Raw genomic sequence first — 23,653 nt, forward strand, 5'->3', positions numbered from 1 at the left:
TAGGCAAAAAAATATATTACAGACTGGCGCTTGCTTCAATTTCAACCTGAAAACCGTAATGCAGCTCGTTCGTCGGAACAACTGACCGTGCTGGGCGATAATCGCGAAAAAAATCCTGACAGACATTGTCAACACGGTCTAATAAATTGATATCGTGTAGATATAGGGTCATCTTTACAATTTTGCCTTTATGACTGCCGGCTTTTTTTAAGATATACTCTATATTTGACAATGCCTGTAAAGTCTCTTCTTCAATGGTACCAAATTTCTTTTCCTGCGTGATTGGGTCAATGGCAAATTGCCCTGATACATAGACCGTGTTTTGATGAATTACAGCTAATGCATAATGACCGTTCGATTTTAAATTCCCTGCTTCAAAAATACTCTCCACTCCGCTCACTCCGATTGTCTTTTTTTCACTTCATCCAAATAGCTGTAGACGGTTACCTTTGAAATGCCTAGTTGTTCTGCTACTTTATCAATGGCACCTTTCATGAGGAATATTCCCTTTTCATCCATAAATCTGATCAGCTCGATTTTTTCCCGGCGTTTCATCAGGGAATGTTTGCGATTCGCCACAATTTGTTCAATTAACTGGTTCGTGATCTCTTCTACATTCTGAATCGAAGCTTCCTGCTCCGCCGTATTCGAAGTTTGTATTTGATTTTTCTTTTCAACACCGGGCATAAATGCATCTAACATTTCTTTCATTTGAATCATTACATTCATGTCGTAATTGATGCAAAATGCCCCAATCACCTGCTGCTGGCCATCTCTAATGAGGGTAGTCGATGATTTTATTGTTCTCCCATCATCTGTTTGAATTTCATATCCAGCTAAGTAATCCTCTTTAAATTCATTGGATAAAAGAACCTTTTTCACCAAGTGGTCAAAGGATTGGCCAACCTCTCTTCCCGTCACATGGTTGTTCATTGTAAAAATGACGGAAGACTGGGGGGTTGTCAAATCATGAATGACAACCTCACAATTTGCACCAAACATTTCCCCTATCGTTTTTGCAAATGGTATGTAACTTTTTAAAACCTGTTTTGCTTCAGTCAAACCTAACACCTAACTTTCATTTACCCGCATTTATCACAAGTGATTTCATTCTTGACTTCATTATATAATTTTTTATACAAAAATGAAACAAAAATATATTTTTTTATACGAAGGATTGATCATTCATTACCTTCAGTTTGCATCTTTTTATTTTGTCATCAAACAGGAACTATTTAGATATAGTTCGGTATCTTTTTAGTTCAGTCCCTCAACCTGGTAAAAGTAATTGCCCAAAACGGATAACCTGTGAGTGGCATTTAAATCAGCCTTATCGAGAAAAAAAGTCATCGCCGGCCGCTTCAGCCTTGATTTGAAGAAAGAGAAGATGCAGCGGGAAATTGCGAAGGAGCTCGGGATTTCGCGGATTGAAAAGCGCACGCTGATGAAGATGTTTCATGAGTTTTACCGGGCGGAGAAGGAGAAGCGGAAGTGAGATCAATGAAGAGACTAGGAATAATATAAAACCCAGCCTCTTTTTATGCCAGCTAATTTGGCTGGATAACGGGTGCGTCTTCTGCTCGATGAAGTTTCTCCGTATGGAATAAATCAGCTAATTTTGATTGCTCTTCGAGTGTTTCAACTTCACTAGTGACCATTTGTTTATTTAGCTTTTTTATGTGTGGGATGAAGGTTATGGCAAGGACAATTGTAGATACTAAGAACCCGGCATGATAAACTTTAAGCTGTTCGCAAACAATTAGATTTGTGTATTCATACTTTTCTATAACATCGATAACTTTTTTTATCGTTTCTTTAGACATTTCGTCTGAGAATATTTCTTTTCCCGAATCTATTACGTAAGCACCGTTCTCAGCAACGAAAGCTATTTCATTTTTAATTGATGGAAAAAAGGATTTAAGCTGATCATATTGATTGCCGCTTGCAACCACAAATTTTATTCCCCGTGCTTTTAATTCATGATATTGTTTCATAAAACGATCATTGTTATATTTCATGTCATCGTCCAAAAATGTTCCATCCATATCAACCGCTATTAGTTTTATGCTCACTTTTTCCTCCTTATCAGCTGAACATAAAGTGAACGCCCAATTTAACCAACTGCTCCCCCCTTATGCTTCTATTTTTTTAAAAAACCTTGGCAAATGCTCTTTATGCGCTTCAAGCATTTCATCTAAAATCGCTTTGCCGATTTTATCAGAAGGGACAAGCGGATTGATCGTCATCGCCAGCAAAGCTGTATCATAGCTTCCTGTTACAGCGGCTTCGGCGCCTACTCGTTCAAATGACTTGATTTGCTGAACGAGTCCCCGGACTGCAACTGGCAGATCACCATGAACGATTGGCCTTGGACCCTCCTTTGTAATCACACAGCTTACTTCAACCGCAGAGTCATCCGGAATACTTGCAATCGCTCCATTGTTGATTGTGTTAACCGGCTGAATATCACGTTTATCGTTATAGATAGACGAAACGAGACGAACGGCTGCGTCGCTGTAATACGCACCGCCGCGCTCCTCTAATTGAGGCGGTTTAACGGCCAGGTCGGGATCTTTGTACAGCTCAAATAATTCCTCTTCAAGCTTCTGAACGACTTCAGCTCTCGTTGTTCCCTTTTTAAAGTTTTCCAATTCTTTTTGCAGCATTTCATCTGTCTTATAATAGTACATATGATATGGACAGGTTAATACATTTAAGGCCCGAATAAATTCCGGCTCCCAGCCTTGCCCTTCGATGTTTTTTACAAAACTGCTGTTCTCCGGATCTGATAACAGCTCCATCACTTTCTCTTTTACACTGACTCCGTCGACGTATACATCCAATCCATATACCATATGATTGAGACCGGCGAAATCAATGCGAACCCGTGAATGATCGACATCCAAAAGCTTGGCGATCCCCATCTCAATTCCGATTGGAACATTGCACAAGCCGACGATTTTCTTATGGTCAGTGTAGCGAAGGACAGCTTCGGTCACCATTCCGGCAGGATTTGTAAAGTTGATTAACCAGGCATCCGGACATAGCTCTTTCATATCTTTTACAATATCCAATATAACCGGAATGGTACGCAGTCCCTTAAACAATCCGCCCGGTCCGTTTGTTTCTTGGCCTAAAACTCCATGACTTAAAGGTATTCTTTCATCCTTTGCACGGGCATCAAGCAGCCCTACGCGAAACTGAGTCGTAACAAAATCGGCATTGTGTAAAGCTGATCTCCTGTCAAGCGTTAAATGAATTTCAATTGGAAGACCGGCTTTTTCAATCATTCTTTTCGCAAGGTTTCCGACGATTTCTAATTTTTCTTTTCCCGCTTCAATATCTACCAGCCATAATTCTCGAACCGGCAATTCATCGTACCGTTTGATAAACCCTTCTACTAATTCAGGAGTATAACTCGATCCCCCGCCTATCGTGACAATTTTAATTCCTTGTGTCATCCTCTTTACACCTCCGGGTAATTTAGCAAAAGTACTTATGGATCAATTGTATCTGCAGATGAGCAAGCCGGTAAATAAGCCGGTAACATGTTGTTTTTAATCACACAAGAAGTCATTTGTTGCACATATGTAACACTATGTTTCTTAGGAAGCAGGTATGCTAAGATGAAGTTAGCAAAAAGGGTCAAGGGAAGGAGAGCCCCGCATACATGTTTACCCATGAGATCATCGCTTCGTTTAATGAACTGGAAACTTCTTTATATAATTACATTTGTCAAAATGGCGAGAAAGTCGTCTATATGCGAATCCGCGAATTGGCAGATGAAACGCACGTATCAACAGCCTCCATTCTGCGTTTCTGTAAAAAACTAAATTGTGAGGGTTTTTCGGAATTTAAAGTAAAGCTTAAAATGCAGTTAGAAAAAGATAAAAAGACGGTATTGAAGAGTTCCCAACATTCAATAGCCGAGTTTTTTGAGAGAACGTTAAAAGGAGACATTGAAGAAAAGATTGCGGAGGCCGCGCTTCTAATTACCAAAGCGGAGAGTGTCATTTTTATCGGCGTAGGAAGCTCAGGTATTCTTGCTGAGTACGGAGCAAGGTACTTCTCATGTTTAGGCAAATTTTCAATGTATATTAAAGATCCTTACTTTCCGACACATTCCCAATTCCGCCGCAATAGCATCACGATTGCTTTATCCGTCTCAGGTGAAGGCCATTCTACAGTCACTCATCTTCATCAGCTCAAGCAAGAAGGAAGTAAAGTGATCAGTATTACAAATCATAAGCACTCCACCATTGCCAGAATATCCGACATTAATATCTCGTATTACGTGACGGAAGAGTGGTTTGAAAATGCTAATATTACTACGCAAATCCCCGTTATGTATATTTTGGAATCAATGGCTCGTGAAATACATAGGCTTAGTAATAAACAATCGAATTGATACCTTTGGCCTGATCTAGTATCTACTTGTGATCGACCTTAAACATTCCTTAAGTTACAGTAGATATTTCATTAGCTTTACCAGGCGGAGAAGCGGAAGAAGGGGAAATGAAGAAGAAACCGGTCCATAAGTTCCGGCTTCCCTTTTATTTCACCAGGCCCTCAACCTAGCTATTGAAATTGATTTGCCTTACACCAATTCAATTTATTTTTATTTATTCTGGGCAGTTCATGAGCTCTTTCAGCAAGAGCTTTGCTGAAACAGAGCCCTTTATACCGTTTGATTTTTTGACGCGCCCAGACCGAATATGAACAGCAGAATGCTGACCATAAGCAACAGTAATATTGGGAGGTTCCATCTTGCCGTGACATCATGGAGCAATCCAAACAAGGTCGGTCCTGTTGCAGCCAGCAAATATCCGACAGATTGGGACATACCAGATAAAGAAGCCGCATCGGTGGCATCTTTCGTCCGCAAGCTTAAAAAGATCATAGCCAAACTGAACGCACATCCCCCAGCAATTCCAAGTAAAATTGTCCATAACAAAATAAGTGCATTATCGCCGAAATAAAGGCCACCTAATGAAACAAAAAACAGGATAGTCATGATGACAACCAGTAAACGCTGGTTCTTCATGCGTCCCGCAACGATTGGTACGATGAATGATACGGGAAGCGAAGCGAATTGAAACAACGATAGCATCCAGCCAGCGCTGTCTTCATTCAAGCCCCGGCTTGTCATGACTTCAGGTAACCAAGCGATCAATACATAGAAAAGCAAAGACTGCAATCCCATAAAAAGTGTAATTATCCATGCCAACGGTGAACGCCACAGACTTCGCCGCGTCGACGCACCGCTAGTTGTTATTCCGGCTGACGCGTGACTCGCCCGCGCTTTAGGAAACCAGAATAGTGCGGCTATCAGAGCGAGCAGACCCCAGATTCCAAGTGCGCCATTCCAGCCAAAACCGAGATTGCGGGCAAGCGGGACGCTTACACCGGAGGCTATCGCCCCGCATAAATTCATCGATACTGAATACAGTCCTGTCATCAAACCGACATTATGAGAAAAATCCCGTTTAACCAGACCTGGAATTAGCACGTTGCACACCGCAATCGCAAGCCCAAGCAAAACGGTGCCTGCAAACAAAGGAACTGTTGCGGACAGAGAGCGGACAGCGATACCTATCATGAGCAGAACCAAGGCATAAAGTATAATCCGTTCCATCCCGAAGCGGCGCGCCAAGATAGGTGCGAAGGGGGAAAGAAGCGAGAAAGCAAGCAACGGCAATGTCGTGAGCAAGCCTGCCGCAGTATTTGATAATCCAAGGGACTCGCGAATCGAACCTACCAGTGGGCCTACCGATGTCAGCGGTGACCGCATCGTCAGTGAAATAAGGACAATGCCTATGATGATCGGCAAACTCAATGAGAACGAAAGCTTTGCCTCAGTTGGCTTTGTACCACTTTGTACGCTCATAGCCGCTCCCCCTCTTCACCGGCAATAACATCCTTCGATTCCCCGATATAGCGATGAACTGCTTCCACGGCACGAGCAGCGTTTTGACCAACAATCGCTTCGACCAGTTGACGGTGCATTTCCAAGAAATCCGCATCTACTTCATAACGGGTCAGGCTTGTGATCGAATCTTGTAACGCTTCGGCGATATGGCTGTATATTTCAATCAATATTTCATTATGAGATGCCTTGACAATATTTTGATGCAGATCAATATCGGCCGCTACAAAGCTATCAATGTCACCGAGTTCTGCCGCTGCCTCGCAGCGTTCCAGCTGAAGAAGAAGGTCGCGCGCCTCGTCATCGGTTCTGCGTTGTGCAGCAAGATGAGCTCCCTCTCGTTCGAGTGCATATCGAACTTCTAATGTTTGCAGCGTATCTGATCGCAAAATGCGTTTTTTCAACACGGCTCCCAAGGCACTTGAAGAGCAGACATAAGTTCCGTCACCTTGTTTCGTCTTCAAGAGTCCCGCATGTATCAATGCCCGAATTGCTTCCCTTAATGTATTGCGGCTAACATTCAACTCGTTCATCAACTCCGGCTCGGCAGGAATGCGCATCCCGACACCCCACTTACCAGATTCGATCATACTTTCTATTTGTAGTGCGACTTGCTCAACCAGCGTCTGCCGGTTTGTTTTCTGAAGCATATGTCTATCCTCCTGTAATGCATTTATCAAACATAGGATGTTTGGTTATTTGGAATTTTATCATGCCTATGAAATTAAGACAACAAAAGCAACTTAATAATAGGATTAATGAAGATGAATTTTAACTTGCAATTTTCCCAAAACAAAAACAGATAGTCTGCAAATGGAAATTTAAATACCTTTTGGAGGGTAAAATGAATTGAGCCTTAGAAATATAAAAAGACCGCAAAGCCTTCTTAAAGAGAAGCGTTGCGGTCTTTGGTCTCTTTTTTACTTCGTATAAGTCAATGAGTTCCAGCGGAGTCCGCTGCAGATACATTCATTGATTGGTTTCCTCTACTCTATGCGGAGAAACCTGAATGTTTCAATCAGTTTTGGGATAAAAAACGTGTTGACGCTCCTCTGCTTGACTATTTAATATTCGATAGCTGGCCCCTCCAATATGAAGCGGAACATCCAATTTCTCTAAATTCGGCATACCATTTTTTAAGAAAAGCTCTTGATCTTGATATCTCTGTAAAACTTCTCCCGCAATCCACTCTTGATCGCCTAAAGTGGAAACACTGTGTACTTTACACTCATAAGCGAAATACGCATCAGTTAAAATCGGTATCTCAGCTTTTAGTCCTTCTTCGTATTGAATATGAAATGCTTCAAACTTATTTAAATCTCTGCCGCTATGGGTGCCTAATGCTTGAATGAGTTCCGAACATCTCCCCGGAAGAAAATTCACACCGAAAACGCCGCTTTTCTCAATCAATTTGTAAGTATATGTCTCTTTATTTATCGATATCCCATACATTCCGGGAGAAGATCCAATATACGTATGCCACCCGGAAGCCATTGCGTTTTTTTCACCTTTATATTGAGCCGTAACGACAGCTACCATTCCAGGGTAAGCGTACCAAATGGGTTCATCTATCGGTGCTCTCATCTTCATCGCTCCTTTTGTTTTAGATTCATTAAATTTGAGAGGCACACATCTAAGTCGCTAGGTACTTCTTCAGATGAACCATTCGTTTAGAATTTAATAAATGGGCTTCCAGCAGGCTTTTTGGCATGAGTAACCGAAGCGTCTTATTTTCTGCCATTTTTATACATCCTCCCTTTCGAATATTCATCAGAACGATGCATAAATCATAAACCCTATAGCAACTATAGGGTCAAGGGGATTGTTATTTTTTCCGCACTCTAAATTCTGTGAGGAAGTCTTCTTCTTTTAATGAGTTATAGCTATTTGGAAAAGAAACTTGATATACTTTTCCATCCGTTTGAATACCATGTGATTCAATAAAATGGTACAGTTTTTGATAGTAGTCAAAATAATTTGTTGCCGTGCAATCAAATGAAATACATACATATTCGCCGGATGGGATTGTATCTAACCTCGTGTTTTGTTCCCCTGTATCTATCTTTACTCCATCATAAATCGTCGTATAAACGCTGTTGCAATAAATGTCACCGGAATCTTTATAAGGCTTTAAATCATAAATCAGTCCATAATAGTTATCAACGATATCTCCACTTTCTTCAAGAACTTCAGCCAATTTTCGGTAGTACAAATCTGATTGGTCATGAGGATTCACTTGAGGTGCCGTTGCTTTTAAAATGGTTTGGCCTCCTATATGTCGAACATAAACTAGACCTTCTTCTTTTTTAGTGCGGATCTCCAATTGTTCATGAAGCTGGTTCTTTCTTCTTTGAAGCAATTGCCTGGCACATTCGAGTCTTTCCATCTCACGCTCAATCACGCTTTCTTGCTCCTCAAGAAAGGCTTGCATCAGTTCGGGGGTACATGTATGTGAGATCATGCGCTTAATTTCTCCCAACGGCGTTTTAATAGATTTGAGATATTTTATAATATCTAAATAAAAGAACTGTTTAACATGGTAATATCGATAGCCATTATCCTGATCTGTACATTGAGGCTTGAAAATTCCGATCTTATCATAATAGCGCAATGTTTGAATAGAAATGTTATTTAGACGGGCTGTTTCCCCGATTGAAAAATATTCCTTCATTAATCTCATCCTTTCTTTTTAGTTTCTATTCTTTATGTTCATGGTTCTTCTGATCACCGAAATGCGAATGGAAATTAACCACATTATAGCAATTTCGCGGTCGATGGAGTGTATATAAGTCTTGAATATAGCCGTATTCTCAGGGATTGTGCTGGAAAAAACAACAGATATGCGACATACTAAGCCATCTCCAAGTGCAATGTTTAATCCGCCACCTGAACTTGTATACAGATCATGACCATAAACTCTCCCTGAACGGTCTCTTTATCCGTACAAAACGAATAACCGTCGAGTGGCAACGAAATCACCCTTACGATGTCCTCAGGGTCGGAAAACGAAAGCTTCATCGTCACCAGCAAGTTCAGGTATGAAACTTGAAAAGTGAATCATACATCGACATCCATAAGGAGAGAGAAAAAGAAGTCATCGTCGGCCATGATCCGAAGGCAGAGAAAACGCGAAGAAGCGGGGCTGTGGAAATGTTTCAGAGGTTTGATCGGACGGAGAAGGAAAAGCGGAAATAATATCAGTCAGAGGCCGGGAGTAAGACAATATCGGCCTCTTGACTCTTTATTCCATGACTTGAGCAGAAATTTTCTTTCATTAAAATCCGCTGCAAGGGGTTGAAATGGCAAGACCGTCTTTCTGCCATTGGACAATGCCGCCGCTCAAACTCAAAACTTGTTTGAAACCGCCGTTAGCTTGCAGGATGCTGGCCCCTATTGCAGATCGGGCTCCGGAATGGCATTGCACAAGGATTGGACAGTCTTTTCTAATGTCATCCAGACGTTCTTGAAGCGTTCCCAACATGATGTGTTGTGCATTCGGAATATGACCTTCCTGCCATTCAGTCAGATTGCGAACATCAAGCACGTGCACGAATCCGTCATCGACTAATTTTGCGATTTCAGGTGGTGTAATCTCCGCGTACGATTCAAGTGAAAAAGCACCGCTTGCCAGGATTTTGTCCCGATCTATAAACCCTGCCGCATTGTCAATGCCCACAGAGCGCAGCGCTTCCAGGAGTTCGTTCACTTCGGCCGGATTCGTTATGAAGTATACAGGACGAGTGTAGTCGATGAGCCAGCCAGCCCAGTTCGTAAACGCCTTGTTGAATGGAATGTTGATTGTGCCTTTGATATGCCCTTCAGCAAATTCTCGGGAAGAGCGGGTATCCACAATTTGCTCTTTTCCCTGCAAATCTTTCACTTGTTCAATCGAAGTAATCTCTAAAACAGCAGAAAGATCTTTGAGCAATGCAGGACCTTCTTTATTTACTCGTTTCATCACAGCGAAATACTTTGGCGGTTCAGGTTGCCCGTCAAGCAAGGCTTTAACAAATTCTTCTTCATCGGTGTATGCCATTGCCCAGTTAAACATCTTTTCGTAGCCGACAGTCGTAGTTGGAATGGCTCCCAATGCCTTGCCGCAAGCGCTGCCTGCGCCATGAGCCGGCCAAACCTGCAAGTAATCCGGGAGTTGTTTAAACTTTCCGAGGGACTTGAACATCTCTCTTGCTCCCGATTCTGACGTTCCTTTGATTCCCGCCGCTTTTTCGAGCAAATCGGGTCTGCCGATGTCGCCCACAAAGACGAAATCTCCTGTAAAGATGCCGATAGGACGATCCGCATTTCCTCCGCCGTCCGTCAACAGGAAGGAAATGCTTTCCGGGGTATGGCCGGGAGTATGCATAACCTCAAACATCAGGTTTCCGATGGAAAAGCGATCGCCCTCTTTTACAAGTTGATGGTTCAATTCATCGACATATTGGTATTTCCAGTCTGCGTCTCCTTCATCGGAAAGATACAGCTTCGCTTGATGTGTAGCGCCGAGTTCGCGAGCGCCGGAAACAAAGTCGGCGTGAATATGGGTTTCTGCGGCCGCTGTGATGTTTAGCCCTTCATCTTCGGCTGCTTGCAAATATGGTTTCAGATTGCGGCCGGGATCAATGACAATCGCCTCCCCTGTTTTTTGGCAGCCAACCAGATAGGATGCATGGGCTAGTTTTTCATCGTAAAAATAGCGCAATAACATGTTGTATTCCCCCTCTTGAAACATTTATCGGAATATATCCTTTTTTGAGTTCGCATCACATCAGTCCTTTTAACATGCCATTCCAATACATGATGGGCAGCAATCTTCTTTTTAACAGGTACATGCTGAATCGTTCCTTGGACTGATCAAATGGAAACGTTTCTTGCGGCACCTTGTGATAGTCAAACTCGGCCAGCACGAGTTTGTTGTATCCTGTAACCAAGGGGCACGAGGTATATCCATCGTACTTTGCATCTAATGATAATCCTTTGATCAAGGACAACAGATTTCGCACCACAACCGGAGCCTGTTTACGAACTGCAGCTCCTGTTTTGGACGTCGGCAGGTTGGCACAGTCACCAATTCCGAAAACATTGGCAAACTTTTTGTGCTGCAGAGTGTACGGATCAACATCGACCCAGCCGCCGGCATCCGCCAATGCACTTTCTTTGATGAATAGAGGCGCTTTCATCGGCGGCGTCACATGAAGAAGATCATATGCTAATACTTCCTGCTCTCCCGTATCCAAGTTTTCGAACAAGGCTTCTTTTGAATCAGGCCGAATTTCGATTAGATTTCTCTTGTACATCGTTTGGATATCCTTGCGCCGGACGACTTTTTCGAGCGCATTTGCGTATTTGGTGACATCAAAAATGGTTGATTTCGCCGATGCAAAAATCATGTCCGATTGATTGCGAACATTTGACTTGCGAAAATAGTCGTCTGCTAAATACATAATTTTTTGCGGAGCTCCCCCGCATTTCACGGGAGAATCAGGATGAGTGAAAATGGCGGTTCCGCCTTTGAAATTGCGGATATTTTCCCAAGTGCTGTCTACCGTATGATATGAATAGTTGCTGCAAACCCCGTTTTTTCCAACCGCATCTTTCAAACCTTTGACCCCGTCCCAATCGATTTGCAAACCGGCTGCTGCCACGAGATAATCATAGGAAACGATCGTTCCTTGTTTTGTAAGAAGTGTGTTCTGATTCGGGCGAAACTCTGTTACAGCATCGCCGATCAAGTCTACCCCGGCAGGAATCAGGGAAGCTAATTCGCGCTCGGACTCTTCCTTCTTCGCTGCGCCGCCTCCGACTAATGTCCACAAAGGCTGGTAGTAGTGCTTTGTTTGCGGGTCAATGATGGCAATTTGTCCTTTGAGTGTTTTAGAAGCCCGGACGAGACGGGCGGCGACAGAGATGCCAGCAGTCCCTGCTCCTACAATGACAATGGTATAACGAGCTTGTCTTGCCATAGTCAACCACCTTTTGTTTTAAAAAGTTGCTGTTTGTCTTAAAGATGTGTCTCTCGTTTTTTAAGTTACCATCCATCTTCCTTTTTTTGTATAGGGGAACTCCCCTACTTTTATGTGAGCCCCGTCTTCCCAAGCTGACAAGGTTAAGGGGCCGTATGTTACAACGACAGATCGAGATATTTGTTTTTGATCGCATATTGGATTAATTCGTGTTTCGAGTCCAGTTTTAATTTCTGCATCATATTTGTTTTATGATTTTCGACGGTTTTGACGCTGATTGAGAGTTTATCGGCAATCTCCTTATTGGCATAACCCAGAACGATGAATCTGAGAATCTCCTTTTCGCGAACAGTTAAAACAGAAGGCGGCTTTTGGGACTCTGAATTCAGCCATTGATCAATGATGTCTGGCGATACAGATGTCTTGTAATAGAGATTTCCCCTGTACACTTCGACAATTGCCTGATAAAGCAACTGATAATGGCTGTTTTTCAAGACGTATCCATGGGCCCCCGCCTCTATCGCTTTTTGGATAAAAATTTCTTCATCATGCATTGTCAAAATCACGATTTTAACAGAAGGGTTCATCTTCCGGATCGCAGTGCTCGCTGTGAATCCGTCCAACCCGTTTGGCATCGACAAATCCATCAGCACGACATCCGGTTTCAACTGTCCGGTCTTAAAAACGGCTTCATTGCCATTGTTGCTTTCTCCCGCAATTTCAATTTCAGAAAAACCTTCCAAAAGGACACGGATGCCCTTGCGAATCATCATGTGGTCATCGACCAGCAATACCTTGATCACTCCCCCTCCCCTCCTTGTCCTGTACTTTCACTTTAATCGTCGTTCCTTTCTGAAGTGCCGAGTGAATTCGAAGGCTTCCTTCCATCTGATCGACTCTTTCTTCCATATGTTTGAATCCCAAGCCTTCCTCTGTCAGCCCGCGTTCAAAACCAATGCCATCGTCCTGAATGATCAAAACGAGCTCACCGCCTTCTTTGTACAGTATGACTTCAATTAGTGTCGCCTGCGAATATTTCAGGGCATTATGCAGCGCCTCCTGAATGATTCGGTACAAATTGATTTCAAAAATCGGCAGCAAGCGATTGCTGATATCGCTTGAGGCAAACGTAATAGAAACATCCTGATGAGTCTTGTTTAAGCTGGACACAAGGTGCTCGACAGCAGGAATCAGCCCCAGCTGATCGAGACTGTGCGGCCGCAGCTGGAGAGCGTAGAGCTTGACGTCTTGGATCGCCTTTTCCAATTCATCGATGATTTCCTGCATGTACTCTCTAAATGTTTCTTCCTGCTCCATGCGCGATTGAATCGCTTGAATACCTACTGAAACCGAATAAAGCGATTGCCCTACGCCATCGTGCAGTTCCTGGGCCAGCCGCTTGTGTTCGTTTTCCTGAGTTTCTAGCGTTTTTTGCAGAACCAGCTTGGAGATCCGCGCTTCCTCTTCCTTTTTCTTTATCGTTAAATCTTTCAGAACCAAAAGAACTTCCATTTGATCGCCGTTTTCAGAAATGACAGCCGTACTCATCTCCATGTCGACGAATCGTCCTTCATAGGTGGGCATCGAAGAAAGAAAATAAGGAACTTCCCGCTTGGCCAGCAAATAACAACGCGCTTCTCCCGCTTCCAATTTTCTCGTTTGGCAGTAGGAACAATACGGAACCTTGTCCCCTAATTTCCATCCCGTCATCTTCTCTGCGGACGGGTTCATCACCAGAATTCGGCGTTCCTGATCCATCATGATGATTCCATCCTGCAAATGGTCAAAGATCTGCCTTAAATAGCCGCTTTCCATTGACTTTCCTTCTTCTTTAGACCGTTCAAAAAAAGTCGGTTTTTGACACATCATGGCCCCTCCCTCAGCTATCTATTCCTCGTACAACTGATAGACTCTTTTTAGCTTCTGTTCAAGCTGTTCAAAATGAACAAAACGCGCTTCTCTTAGACATTCGGTTCCCTCAATAAACAAAAGAAGCACAGGAACTGTGAAGACTGAAAACCTGCCGGCAACCTCCTCCACTCTATCAGCGTTGATATGCCCTAATTTAATCTTTGGAAAGCGAGTCAACAGTACTCTAAGCTGCGGCAGAACAGCGTGACATACTGTACATTGAGGCCTTGATATATATATAAAACTTAATTTATGACCGGTTATAAACTTCTCAATTGCCACCATTGAAGTCAGCTCTGTAATCTCTTTCATCCAATCCCTCCTTCAAAACGGATCATACAGAAATCCTTAAATACGGAAGATATCAACCCAAATTTTCACTGTTGTAAGCAAAATAACGAATATCAAAATACCTTGAAGAACTTTGACATTCATTTTCTTGCCAATGAAAACACCGATCGGGGATGCAATTAGACTGGCAGCCATTACAATCAAAGCCGGTAAAATGGGCACCTGTCCGAATATAAGCTTTGTGGCTGTTGTTCCAACCGATGAAATAAATGTAACTGCGAGCGATGTTGCGATTGTGATTCGTGTAGGTATTTTTAAAACGACTAACATGAGCGGAACAAGCAGAAAAGCTCCGCCCGCACCGACTATGCCCGAAGTCAAACCGACTGCAAAAGTCATGATTGAGGTTAATATCTTTGGAAAGCGAACGTGATCACTTTGATGAGCTTCTGTTCCTGTCTTTGGAATAAACATCATGATGGCAGCGATAATCGCCAATAATCCGTAAACCAGGTTTATGGCGTCTTCAGAGAAAAAATGTGACCCATAACCACCGATCAGACTGCCGATCAAAATACTTAATCCCATGATGGAGATCAGTTCTTTATTTAAGTAACCGTCTTTCCGGTAAGCCCATACACCGGAAAATGTTGCAACAAAAACCTGGGCTGCGACAATACCTGAAACCTGGTGAGCATTAAAACCTGTAAACCCTAATAACACAGGAATATATAATAATAGAGGGTAATTAATTATTGCCCCGCCGACACCAAGCATTCCGGACATAAAAGAGCCAACAAATCCGATGAAAAATATGAGAAGAATAAAAGAGATGTCCACCGGCTTTCCCCCTTTTCTTCAATAAAAAGGGGAATAGTCCCCCCTTTTATCACCTTAACCTTTTTTAAGCCAAAACTTTAGTACACCATCTTCCTCAGTACCTTGAAGCAACTCATGACCGCCTGACTTCGCCCATGCTGTCAGATCACTTTTTGCCCCTTTATCAGTGGCATGTACTTCTAACACTTCTCCGGATTGCAATTCATCCATCGCTTTTTTTGTTTTCACAATTGGCATCGGGCACGCGAATCCTTTAGCATCTATGACTTTATCTGATTTCATGTTTTATCTCTCCCTATCTTCAAATCTATATTCATCCATGAACCGCACAACGGTTTGGTCCAATTTCCATCTCACTTTGTCTGTCAGCATCCGGCATTATTCTGCCCATGTTGGTTTGCCGAATTTCCCGATAGGCATTTGGCTGTGGCGGCAGGTTTTCTGATACAGCACGTCTGAACTCATTTTCATCCAGATTTAAACCGGCATTCTTTTTATATACATCACTCAGCTTAGCTTGAACCTGCCCTTGATCGCCTAATTCACTGACTGTCGAAAAGTGAGCTGGAAGAACAATCAAGTCACCTGATATTTGTTTGTATTTTTCATGCAACGTGTTACGTAAATCCTCTGCCCAGTCCCCGGCTTTTCCAGCCAAGTCTGGCCGGCCGATTGATTCAACAAATAAAATATCTCCTGTTAACAAATAGTGATTATCAACAATTAAAGATGTGCTTCCGATCGTATGGCCCGGTGAGTAGATAGGCTCCACTTTCATGCTTGTGTTTCCTATCGAAACATCATGACCTTCAATTAACGATTCATGCGAAAATCGCACTTCCTCTGCATCTTTTGGCGGCAGGTAGTATGCGGCTCCTGTACGCTCACGCAGTAAACGTGCGCCAGAAATATGATCCGCATGTAAATGTGTATCGACCACATGTTTAATTGTAACGTTTCTCTCTTTTGCAAAATCTATATATGCGTCTACAGTACGAGCAGGGTCCACTACCATTGCTTCTCCGTCAGTCTCAATAAAATAGGATAAACAGCCTTTCCCCATTCTTACGAATTGATAGATCGAGCCTCCTTCTTTCAAGTTTCCGATTTTTACAGGATGTAAAAATTCGCTCCACGCCTTCATGCCGCCTTCAAGCGCAAAAACTCTTTCAAAACCGGCATCCACTAAATGCTGTGCAACCATCTCTGAAGACCCTTGTTTGGCACAAACCACTAAAACATCTTGATCTTTAGGAACTTGGCCTGCAATCTTATCTACACCATCAATTAAATCAAAATACGGAACATTTAAATGCTCAACCCGGCTGCCCTCGATTTTCCAATCACTAAAGGCATCTTTATTTCGTACGTCTAAAATAAAAAACGATTCTTTTCTTAATAGCTTTTCGGTTACTTCTTTTGGTGAAATGATTGTAAAGTCCACTTCTAAACCTCCTTAGATTGTTAGCATCTCATTGGCATCATGTTGCAATGGTCGCAACTTTTGCAGCCGTTCAATTTATTGATCCTTTTTCAATAGGCCCTGACCACTCCTCCATTCCCCGCACCACATTTTCAACGTCTTTAAAGCCGTTAGCTGCAAGCTGTTTAGCTGCCAGATCGCTTCTATTACCTGTACGGCAAACAACGTACATTTTCCCGTCTCTATTCAGTTCATTTGCTCTTTTTTCAAGTTCACCTAATGGGATTGAAATCGCTCCTGGAATATGGCCGAGACGGTATTCTGCAGGTTCCCGAACATCAACGACTGTTATCCGTTCTCCCGCCTCTACCTTTTTTTGAAGTTCTTCATTTTGAATCACATAAGGAAACGTTTTTTCTTTCTTTATTTCCGAGTGACCTGCTTTACGAAGAAAATGCTTTAATATATCTCCGTCTTCTGTCGTCCCGAGATACTGGTGGCCGCTTCCTTTTGTCCATGCCTGTATATCAGCAAGAGACCCTTTATCAGTAGCATGCACTTCAATTACCTGCCCCGGTTCTAACTCATTAATGGCCTTTTTCGTTTTTACAACGGGCATTGGACAAGCAAGCCCCTTTGCATCTAACACGCGGTCAGATTTGATGTTCATCAATCATCCCTCCATACTCATTTTCTGTATCACGGTTCCATTTGATCGCTCCGGCAACCATATTCCTTAAAGCACCGGTTAATTTGGAGACCGTTATATAAATAAATTCACTTTTGCTTCGTTGGCATCCCCGAGATATGCGGCAACTCCTGCATAATCAATACCATCGATAAGTTCTTCTTTTTGCAAGCCTAACAAGTCCATTGTCATTGTACAGGCAACAAGCTTAACTCCTTGTTCTTGGGCCATTTCAATCAGCTGAGGCAGAGACAGCACGCCGTGCTTTTTCATGACATGTTTGATCATTTTAGGCCCGATACCGGCAAAATTCATTTTAGATAATCCGAATTTCTTTGGACCCCGGGGCATTATGAAGCCGAACGCTTTTTCAAGCGGCCCTTTCTTTACTGGCACCGGTTCATCTTTTCTTAAAGCGTTAAGGCCCCAAAATGTATGAAAAATTGTTACCTCATGATCATAAGCAGCGGCGCCATTTGCAATAATAAAAGCGGCAATCGCCTTATCTAAGTCACCGCTAAATAAAACAATGGTCGTTTTTTCTTTTTGGTCTGACATAGATCAACCCTCCTATTTTTATATACTCATACCCGTATGGGTATGTAAAAAATAAAAAAATATAAGCTTCAGCTCTTTATACCCTTAAGGGATTTTATTTTAACCAGGGGGGGGTGTACAGAGGCTGTATTATCAACAGCCATCTTAACACTATCTGCTTTTAACCAATAAATTAACGGCTTCTTGAATGAGGTCTTCGGTATCTTCTCCTCTTTCGATTTGAAGGCGAACGCATTTCTCCAAGTTGCTGCTGACAACAACACCAATGGCGCGATCTAATGCGGAACGAACCGCTGACATTTGGCTTACGAGCTCTTTACACTCTTTTCCTTCATCCATCATTTTTAATATCCCTCGAACTTGACCCTCAACTCGTTTGATCCTATTTTTTAATTGATCATCGTATTCCATCAGATTACCTCCCATTTTCTTATGATGATAGCATATCATTTTTATCAACAGTTTCGCGAAACCGTTACTATGCGGATATGAACTGTCCTGCATTTCTGTCATATTCGTTAAGAATCCAGCCTGTGATGACTTTTTGTACAAAACAGCCTATTCTACTGGAATATCACCCGCGCAATACACATACCCCTATGTGTATAATATACTGAACTAATGAGGATAAATCAAATTTTAGGCTCCTGTAAAGAAAGGGAAGTATAATAAGCGATCCTTTAAAACTTGTTATCTATCGAAACCATGATTCGATTTATTTCGCTAAGATTTCTCCTTGAATCTCAATTTTAACACCAGCTTTTTTCAGCAAATTCCCAATGGCGCATCCTTTATCAGCCATTGCAAATAGGCGGTTTGCTGTTTGAATTTGTTCTTCTGTCTTATTCCCGGATAAAACGATACGAGGGTGATGAATGATTTTAAATTCATCTTCAGAGTTAAGCCCTTCAGAATCAACCGCCACATCAATGACAGGAAGATCCCTTGATTCGATCATAGAGATAAGAACAGATGTAAAACAAGCTGTTGCAGATGCTACAAGAATTTCTTTGGGAGAGGCTCCATTTCCACTACCGCCGAATTCAGCAGGAATCGCAATGTTTGTATTCAGGAATACTGTTTTAAGAGAACCGTTCCCATTGACACCATTCTTCCAATCAATCTTAACATTTGTTTTCACAACAAACACTCCTTTTAGTTGACATCGATATATAAAAGAAGCCCCTTAAAAAAGGAGTCTTCTAATAAAAAAGATAAGAAAAAGTTTTACTGTACTTTATATTAAGCATTACCGCTAAGCTGACGGAGAATATCATGCACATCCACATGAGATCTATGCTCAATAATTTTACCGTTAACAATACGTAACAACATCATAAGAGAGAATTTAACGTTTTTTCCCGTTGCAGGAACTCCAGCAAATGGGATACCTGTGTGCTTACCTTCAAATATAAAATAAACGGCTACTAGGTCTCCTTCAGCTACCATCGCTTGAATTGGCATTTTGAAACCTGGGAAAGCATCAAAATTTTTCTTTTCTGATTCAATTAAACCCTCTACACCCGGAAACGGTGTATCTAATTGCGGATAGAATACAAAGTCCTTATGGCAAAAGTCTTTCAAGTCCTCATACTTTTCTTGTTCAATTATTTCAAAGTAACGACGAACCAATTCTTTATTATTTTCAATGGACATCATGAATGCTCGTCTCCTTCATTTAAATATTTCTCTGTTTGAATTTAAAATGAGTATGATTCGCCATCTTCAGGTACTAAAACATGAGAAGAGATTCCTTTTTCATGAATAAAGGATTTTAATTCTTCTTTGGATAATCCCCAATGGTTGACAGCTTCCATGTGGCTCACGATAATTTTTGCATTTGGGGCAGCCTTATGCGTTTCATAGATATCTTCTTTACCCATGATAAGCGAACCGCCTTCATAGAATTGATTATCTCCGCCGTTTATGACAATGATTTCAGGTTGATGTGTATCAATTTCTTCCTGAACCCCCTCATACCATACGGTATCTCCGGCTACATATAACGTTTTCTCGCTTTCGTGTTTGAACACTACGCCGCATACAAGTCCTGCAAGTTTTAAAACTTCTCCTCTTCCGTGTTCACCTTTGGTTTTGATTAAGTGAATACCTTCAAAGACTGTATCTTTTGTTAAAACCTCGACATTTTTAAAGCCGGCATTTCGTATTTCTGTTGCATCTTCTTCATTTTGGGAGAACAACTTGATATCTTTCGGCAATACCTCTTTAGCAGCTTCATCCCAGTGGTCATAATGTAAATGAGTAACAATAACAGCATCAATCTTATTGATAATATTGTCGACAGACGTTGGCAATTCAACTAAAGGGTTGTTTTGATCTTGCCTTGGCGCATTTGGGAATGGAGGATAAGCACCTTTTTCAGCCAACATTGGGTCTATTAAAAACTTTTTGCCTGCATATTCGACAATAAGCGTGGCATTACGAATTTGTTGAATGTTCATGTGTAAAACTCCTTTTCTTTGATATACCTATAGTTTACCTACACTCAATTATCAAATACATGGATTAAATCAAGTCTTTTGGCCGTTTGACTTGAATTTTGAAAGAATGTATTCATGGATGCAAAGCAAGCTTAAATATAGCCTGAATTTTGGGATAATGTTTTTAAATTCTGAACGCGGACAAAAGCGCTAGTGTTAATAGAATTTTTTTAGAACAGTCGTATTGCGATTGGAGAAAGGGACAAGCAGCTACCTCTAGCGTTGCCAAATTAGAAAAATCGGAGTGGTTAAAGATAATGATTAAATGAAGCAAGTTCAACAGGGGATTTTGTATATGCTTTAATTCATCTATGTACGAAAACGCTTATCATGAGCCCTCTCATATATCAATTCACAAGAGAAAAGCTGTTGTTTTTCTTGGTGGATTCTGGAGAGTAAACGAGTAGATCACTCTATAATTGCCGATTGTTATTGATCAATAGGCCAAAATTTATCTTTTTTCTTCTTATATAGAATCACTGTTTTAAATGAGAAGTGGTAAGGAGCAGCCAGGCGACGCTATCATGTCGGCTTCAAATTTATTGTTTTCATGAAAAAAGAAACCAAGCCATTGCTTGATCTCTTTAGTTTCTCTAATTTATTTATAAAAAAATTATGATGTATGTTGGACAAGTGTCCTCGCCATTGCAATTGAATATTCAGTAGCTTTTTCCGCACCAATCAATGTGGTCATAGAAGTGGTTCCTTCAAGGAGTAGTGTAAATTGGTAAGCTAAATCCTGCTCATTTGTTTTCCCTTTTCTCTGAGCTAATTTTTGAAAGTATTGAAGCAATTTGTGTTTATGTCCTCTCGCAATTTTCTCAATGTCATTATCGGTTCCTGCGTAATCTTCTATCGCTCTTAAAAACATATCTCCTTTATAAGAGTGTTCTTTTAACCAGCGACAATGGGCTTCAACAGCAAGGATAAAAGGAGAATCCGAATCCAATTCAACGTGCGAATCCAAATAAGACCAATAGCGTTCCTCACGCTGCCGAAGTACTTCTTCAACCAAATTGTCCTTGGAGGGGAAATGATTATAAAGCGTCATTGTGGCTACATTCGCTTCACTGATGATTTGTTTCAGTCCTACTCCGCGAAATCCGTGCTCATAAAATAATCGCTCAGCCACTTGAAGTAATTTATCTTTTTTTGCAGATCGACTCATTTAATCAACTTCTCCTTTAGTTAGATCGAACAACTTTTTATCTCCAGATTACCAATTGACTGCTTCTGTAGTCAAACACTTCATCGAATTGCATTAATTTTGGAATGGTATTCATTATGTGTACTTTTTCACAATAAAAATGGATGAATCATAGAGTCATTAAAAGAATTCCGGGCCCCTAAGGTTGATTACCTCAATTATGTTATGTTACAAATAGAAAGGACGTTCTATATATTTTGATTCTTTAAAAAGGAGGGTTTTTTTTTATAAAGGGAACATTATCGAAGATATCATCAAGCGCGAACTCCGTGGGACATTTCCGGGTAATTAAGTGAACTTGAGTGATTTTAAAATATATTATATTTTGCCTGGTCAAGGTTTTAAGTGTTCGCCGTTTTGATCTTTTGACCGTTTGACTTGTTTTGGAAAGACCGTATATTATATATAAAAATAAGCTTAAAAAACTCTTTTAAATGGAGTGTAATGACAATAAAAAAGGCATCAATTGCTCGATGACACACTTTGAGATAAACCTCTCTCGTTTAGTGAGGTGATTTCGCCGGCGCCGAAATTACGCTGAAGTGGTGATCCGCTTTGGAAGATTCTCTTGATGCGTCCCTACCCACTTATGGCCACCTCGCCGCCGGCCTCCTCAACGGGCGACTCGGACATGCCGCCAGAAGGTTGCTCATTGCCTGAAGGGATGCCCCCATAATAGTTGGAGTGTTAATCTTGAAGTTCCAGTCGAACTGAGTATGAGAACCGTTCATGAGACACATCTCTTTTTCTTTTATCTCCGTATAGTTTACAATGTCACTCATTGACGAGAATGCATAGAATCAATCACTCTTTTTTGCCGATTAACTTGATTTTTGAAAGGATTTGAATGCTATGTTAGATCAAACGGATATGCAGATCTTGGAGGAACTGTCTAAAAACAGCCGAATTACGATGAAAGAGCTGGGCGGAAAAGTCCATTTGACAGGACAAGCAGCTGCCGCCAGGGTCGCAAAATTAGAAGATAACGGAGTGATTGAGGGGTATACAATTAAAGTAAATGAAAAAAAGATGGGTTATACTGTTCACGCGATGCTCAATATCTATACCAAAAGTACACATCATCAATCCTATTTATCCTTTATCAAAACACAAGATGAATATGTCATCAACAATTATAAAATCAGCGGAGACGGCTGTTATCTCCTGGAATGCAAATTCCCATCCAATGAATCATTAGATCAGTTTTTGATCAACTTAAACAGACATGTTAATTATAAATTAACTGTCATTATTAATAAGCTCTAGTTCATCATTAAAAGTGAAGATTCCTGTTTTTTGATAGGCCAAGATTGAAATCCGACTTTATTGAAGAAATCGCCTCACATTTAAAGTCCCTTGAATCGAAATCAAGGGCTTTTTGAAAATCTCCTAACCCGAGCATGATATTTCGTTTTCGTATATCATCTCTATTAATAGCTTTATTGTTTAAGTTTAAAACCGCTCACTTCTTTTTCGCTCAGGAAACGGATAAATTCTAGTAGTAAACGAAATTTCGCTCATCGAGGTTCTCTGGATCGGAGAACGCCATTGACACTATCCAGCTCAGGCACAGAGCTTAAAAAAACGAACACCCTGGACGGCAGAGAAAAAGAAGTCATCGCCGGCCCTTTCGGCCTTATTTGAAGAAATAGAAAGCAGAAAAAGCCGGATCGTTTTCCGGCTTCCGCTATTTCTTTTCAAAAAACAAGAAATCACTTTATGCTGCTAGATATAAACATTGAGGCATCTTGATTCATAAAAATACGATGGCCGTGATAGAATGTCTTCATTTCAGTTGATTTAAATCCAACATCGGATAATCTTTTTTTCAATTCTTCGTGCGAAAAACCGCTGTGAACTTTCGGATGTTGAATTTTATCGTTTTGGTCAAAATCAATAATCAAGAGCTTTCCGCCATTATTTAAAACACCGAACAATTCTTGTAAAATTTTATCCGTATCCGGAATATGAAGAAGGACGAGTGACATTAAAACGATGTCTGCCTTCAGTTCAGGAGTTTCTTCGGTAAAATCTGAATAAAGCACTTTTGCATTGGCGATTCCTTTGCGAGAAATTTTAGCTTTTGCCGCCTCCAGCATTTGTTTTGATGAATCGACCAACAAAATAGAATGTACTAAATCTGATAATTCTAAACTAATGAGACCCGTACCGCTCCCATAGTCGATTAAAGATTTTGATTGACTATTTCTCAATTCCTGTCTTACTTCATTCACGATCACTTTTGCTAATTCAATTCTTTCTTCTGTATCATATCGTTTTGCCATCTGTTCAAAAACGTTATTTTCCATATTCCACTTCCTATTTATTTTTAGATGGTTTACTAAAAC

At 41.2% G+C, this 23,653-nt stretch carries 28 protein-coding genes; 4 read left to right on the forward strand and 24 right to left on the reverse strand.

Annotation, left to right across the window (positions count from 1 at the left end; translation table 11 throughout):
- Nucleotides 1–16: 16 nt before the first annotated feature.
- Nucleotides 17–391, reverse strand: a complete 375-nt coding sequence (locus tag M1D59_RS14360) for a RidA family protein (protein WP_128822609.1) — start codon at nt 389–391, stop codon at nt 17–19.
- 5 nt (nt 392–396) lie between these two features.
- Nucleotides 397–1,062, reverse strand: a complete 666-nt coding sequence (locus M1D59_RS14365; RefSeq protein ID WP_026579249.1) for a helix-turn-helix transcriptional regulator — start codon at nt 1,060–1,062, stop codon at nt 397–399.
- Nucleotides 1,063–1,312: 250 nt separating this feature from the next.
- Between M1D59_RS14365 and M1D59_RS14370 the strand changes: the two genes are divergently transcribed.
- Nucleotides 1,313–1,495 carry a hypothetical protein gene (locus M1D59_RS14370; protein ID WP_095290960.1) on the forward strand — a complete coding sequence of 61 codons (183 nt, stop codon included), beginning with the start codon at nt 1,313–1,315 and terminating at the stop codon, nt 1,493–1,495.
- Nucleotides 1,496–1,547: 52 nt separating this feature from the next.
- Here M1D59_RS14370 and M1D59_RS14375 read toward each other — a convergent pair whose 3' ends face one another.
- Both M1D59_RS14375 and M1D59_RS14380 read right to left on the reverse strand, forming a co-directional pair.
- A complete protein-coding gene (locus M1D59_RS14375; RefSeq protein WP_458117481.1) occupies nt 1,548–2,072 on the reverse strand; it encodes an HAD hydrolase family protein in 525 nt (174 codons plus the stop codon).
- Nucleotides 2,073–2,132: 60 nt separating this feature from the next.
- Nucleotides 2,133–3,461: a 6-phospho-beta-glucosidase gene (locus tag M1D59_RS14380; RefSeq protein WP_105980235.1), complete on the reverse strand. Its 1,329-nt coding sequence runs from the start codon at nt 3,459–3,461 to the stop codon at nt 2,133–2,135.
- Between the two features lie 209 nt (nt 3,462–3,670).
- Here M1D59_RS14380 and M1D59_RS14385 point away from each other — a divergent pair, with 209 nt between their 5' ends.
- Nucleotides 3,671–4,408: a MurR/RpiR family transcriptional regulator gene (locus tag M1D59_RS14385; RefSeq protein ID WP_035338395.1), complete on the forward strand. Its 738-nt coding sequence runs from the start codon at nt 3,671–3,673 to the stop codon at nt 4,406–4,408.
- A gap of 270 nt (nt 4,409–4,678) precedes the next feature.
- Here the strand turns inward: M1D59_RS14385 and M1D59_RS14390 are convergent, their stop codons facing one another.
- The 4 genes from M1D59_RS14390 to M1D59_RS14405 all read right to left on the reverse strand — a co-directional run bounded on the left by M1D59_RS14390 (nt 4,679) and on the right by M1D59_RS14405 (nt 8,597).
- A complete protein-coding gene (locus tag M1D59_RS14390) occupies nt 4,679–5,887 on the reverse strand; it encodes a CynX/NimT family MFS transporter (protein WP_145624106.1) in 1,209 nt (402 codons plus the stop codon).
- Complete coding sequence (locus M1D59_RS14395) at nt 5,884–6,576, reverse strand: FadR/GntR family transcriptional regulator (RefSeq protein ID WP_105980233.1); 693 nt, start codon at nt 6,574–6,576, stop codon at nt 5,884–5,886. The genes M1D59_RS14390 and M1D59_RS14395 overlap by 4 nt, the downstream gene beginning before the upstream one ends.
- Nucleotides 6,577–6,940: 364 nt before the next feature.
- Nucleotides 6,941–7,510, reverse strand: a complete 570-nt coding sequence (locus M1D59_RS14400; protein ID WP_039072867.1) for a flavin reductase family protein — start codon at nt 7,508–7,510, stop codon at nt 6,941–6,943.
- A gap of 241 nt (nt 7,511–7,751) precedes the next feature.
- Entirely contained in the window at nt 7,752–8,597 is an 846-nt protein-coding gene (locus M1D59_RS14405; RefSeq protein ID WP_458117482.1) for a MerR family transcriptional regulator, read from the reverse strand.
- A 374-nt stretch (nt 8,598–8,971) separates the two neighbouring features.
- Here M1D59_RS14405 and M1D59_RS14410 point away from each other — a divergent pair, with 374 nt between their 5' ends.
- Nucleotides 8,972–9,121 carry a hypothetical protein gene (locus M1D59_RS14410; RefSeq protein ID WP_156125050.1) on the forward strand — a complete coding sequence of 50 codons (150 nt, stop codon included), beginning with the start codon at nt 8,972–8,974 and terminating at the stop codon, nt 9,119–9,121.
- A 79-nt stretch (nt 9,122–9,200) separates the two neighbouring features.
- On the opposite strand, the gene M1D59_RS14415 is transcribed toward M1D59_RS14410, so the two are convergent.
- The 15 genes from M1D59_RS14415 to M1D59_RS14485 all read right to left on the reverse strand — a co-directional run bounded on the left by M1D59_RS14415 (nt 9,201) and on the right by M1D59_RS14485 (nt 21,266).
- Nucleotides 9,201–10,631 (reverse strand): MBL fold metallo-hydrolase, encoded by a 1,431-nt coding sequence (locus M1D59_RS14415; RefSeq protein ID WP_458117483.1) that lies wholly within the window; start codon nt 10,629–10,631, stop codon nt 9,201–9,203.
- Between the two features lie 55 nt (nt 10,632–10,686).
- A complete protein-coding gene (locus M1D59_RS14420) occupies nt 10,687–11,886 on the reverse strand; it encodes an NAD(P)/FAD-dependent oxidoreductase (RefSeq protein ID WP_212110685.1) in 1,200 nt (399 codons plus the stop codon).
- A 158-nt stretch (nt 11,887–12,044) separates the two neighbouring features.
- Nucleotides 12,045–12,689: a response regulator gene (locus M1D59_RS14425; protein ID WP_035338402.1), complete on the reverse strand. Its 645-nt coding sequence runs from the start codon at nt 12,687–12,689 to the stop codon at nt 12,045–12,047.
- Nucleotides 12,664–13,755, reverse strand: coding sequence for a PAS domain-containing sensor histidine kinase (locus tag M1D59_RS14430; RefSeq protein ID WP_224067309.1), 1,092 nt, complete (start codon nt 13,753–13,755; stop codon nt 12,664–12,666). The genes M1D59_RS14425 and M1D59_RS14430 overlap by 26 nt, the downstream gene beginning before the upstream one ends.
- 18 nt (nt 13,756–13,773) lie before the next feature.
- Nucleotides 13,774–14,109 carry a thioredoxin family protein gene (locus M1D59_RS14435; RefSeq protein ID WP_212110679.1) on the reverse strand — a complete coding sequence of 112 codons (336 nt, stop codon included), beginning with the start codon at nt 14,107–14,109 and terminating at the stop codon, nt 13,774–13,776.
- 36 nt (nt 14,110–14,145) lie between these two features.
- On the reverse strand, nt 14,146–14,928 hold the full coding sequence (locus M1D59_RS14440; RefSeq protein ID WP_023855296.1) for a sulfite exporter TauE/SafE family protein: 783 nt from the start codon (nt 14,926–14,928) through the stop codon (nt 14,146–14,148).
- 54 nt (nt 14,929–14,982) lie between these two features.
- Nucleotides 14,983–15,210: a sulfurtransferase TusA family protein gene (locus M1D59_RS14445; RefSeq protein ID WP_023855297.1), complete on the reverse strand. Its 228-nt coding sequence runs from the start codon at nt 15,208–15,210 to the stop codon at nt 14,983–14,985.
- Between the two features lie 31 nt (nt 15,211–15,241).
- Nucleotides 15,242–16,372, reverse strand: coding sequence for an MBL fold metallo-hydrolase (locus M1D59_RS14450; protein ID WP_271725481.1), 1,131 nt, complete (start codon nt 16,370–16,372; stop codon nt 15,242–15,244).
- Between the two features lie 70 nt (nt 16,373–16,442).
- Nucleotides 16,443–17,021 (reverse strand): sulfurtransferase TusA family protein, encoded by a 579-nt coding sequence (locus M1D59_RS14455; RefSeq protein ID WP_458117484.1) that lies wholly within the window; start codon nt 17,019–17,021, stop codon nt 16,443–16,445.
- Nucleotides 17,022–17,114: 93 nt separating this feature from the next.
- Nucleotides 17,115–17,597 carry a DsrE/DsrF/DrsH-like family protein gene (locus tag M1D59_RS14460; RefSeq protein ID WP_101561122.1) on the reverse strand — a complete coding sequence of 161 codons (483 nt, stop codon included), beginning with the start codon at nt 17,595–17,597 and terminating at the stop codon, nt 17,115–17,117.
- A 150-nt stretch (nt 17,598–17,747) separates the two neighbouring features.
- Nucleotides 17,748–18,008, reverse strand: a complete 261-nt coding sequence (locus tag M1D59_RS14465) for a metal-sensitive transcriptional regulator (protein WP_009327831.1) — start codon at nt 18,006–18,008, stop codon at nt 17,748–17,750.
- A 304-nt stretch (nt 18,009–18,312) separates the two neighbouring features.
- Nucleotides 18,313–18,738, reverse strand: coding sequence for an OsmC family protein (locus M1D59_RS14470; RefSeq protein WP_023855298.1), 426 nt, complete (start codon nt 18,736–18,738; stop codon nt 18,313–18,315).
- Nucleotides 18,739–18,839: 101 nt separating this feature from the next.
- Nucleotides 18,840–19,256, reverse strand: coding sequence for an ester cyclase (locus M1D59_RS14475; protein WP_026579231.1), 417 nt, complete (start codon nt 19,254–19,256; stop codon nt 18,840–18,842).
- A gap of 41 nt (nt 19,257–19,297) precedes the next feature.
- The gene (locus M1D59_RS14480; protein WP_458117485.1) at nt 19,298–20,059 is read right to left on the reverse strand and encodes an MBL fold metallo-hydrolase; all 762 of its coding nucleotides are present in this window, start codon (nt 20,057–20,059) and stop codon (nt 19,298–19,300) included.
- 652 nt (nt 20,060–20,711) lie between these two features.
- On the reverse strand, nt 20,712–21,266 hold the full coding sequence (locus M1D59_RS14485) for a TetR/AcrR family transcriptional regulator (RefSeq protein WP_023855301.1): 555 nt from the start codon (nt 21,264–21,266) through the stop codon (nt 20,712–20,714).
- An 891-nt stretch (nt 21,267–22,157) separates the two neighbouring features.
- On the opposite strand from M1D59_RS14485, the gene M1D59_RS14490 reads away from it, so the two are divergent.
- Entirely contained in the window at nt 22,158–22,571 is a 414-nt protein-coding gene (locus M1D59_RS14490) for an Lrp/AsnC family transcriptional regulator (RefSeq protein WP_023855303.1), read from the forward strand.
- A 446-nt stretch (nt 22,572–23,017) separates the two neighbouring features.
- On the opposite strand, the gene M1D59_RS14495 is transcribed toward M1D59_RS14490, so the two are convergent.
- On the reverse strand, nt 23,018–23,614 hold the full coding sequence (locus M1D59_RS14495) for a class I SAM-dependent methyltransferase (protein ID WP_458117486.1): 597 nt from the start codon (nt 23,612–23,614) through the stop codon (nt 23,018–23,020).
- Nucleotides 23,615–23,653: the final 39 nt, after the last annotated feature.

It is taken from the genome of Bacillus sp. PK6-026 (assembly GCF_054161455.1).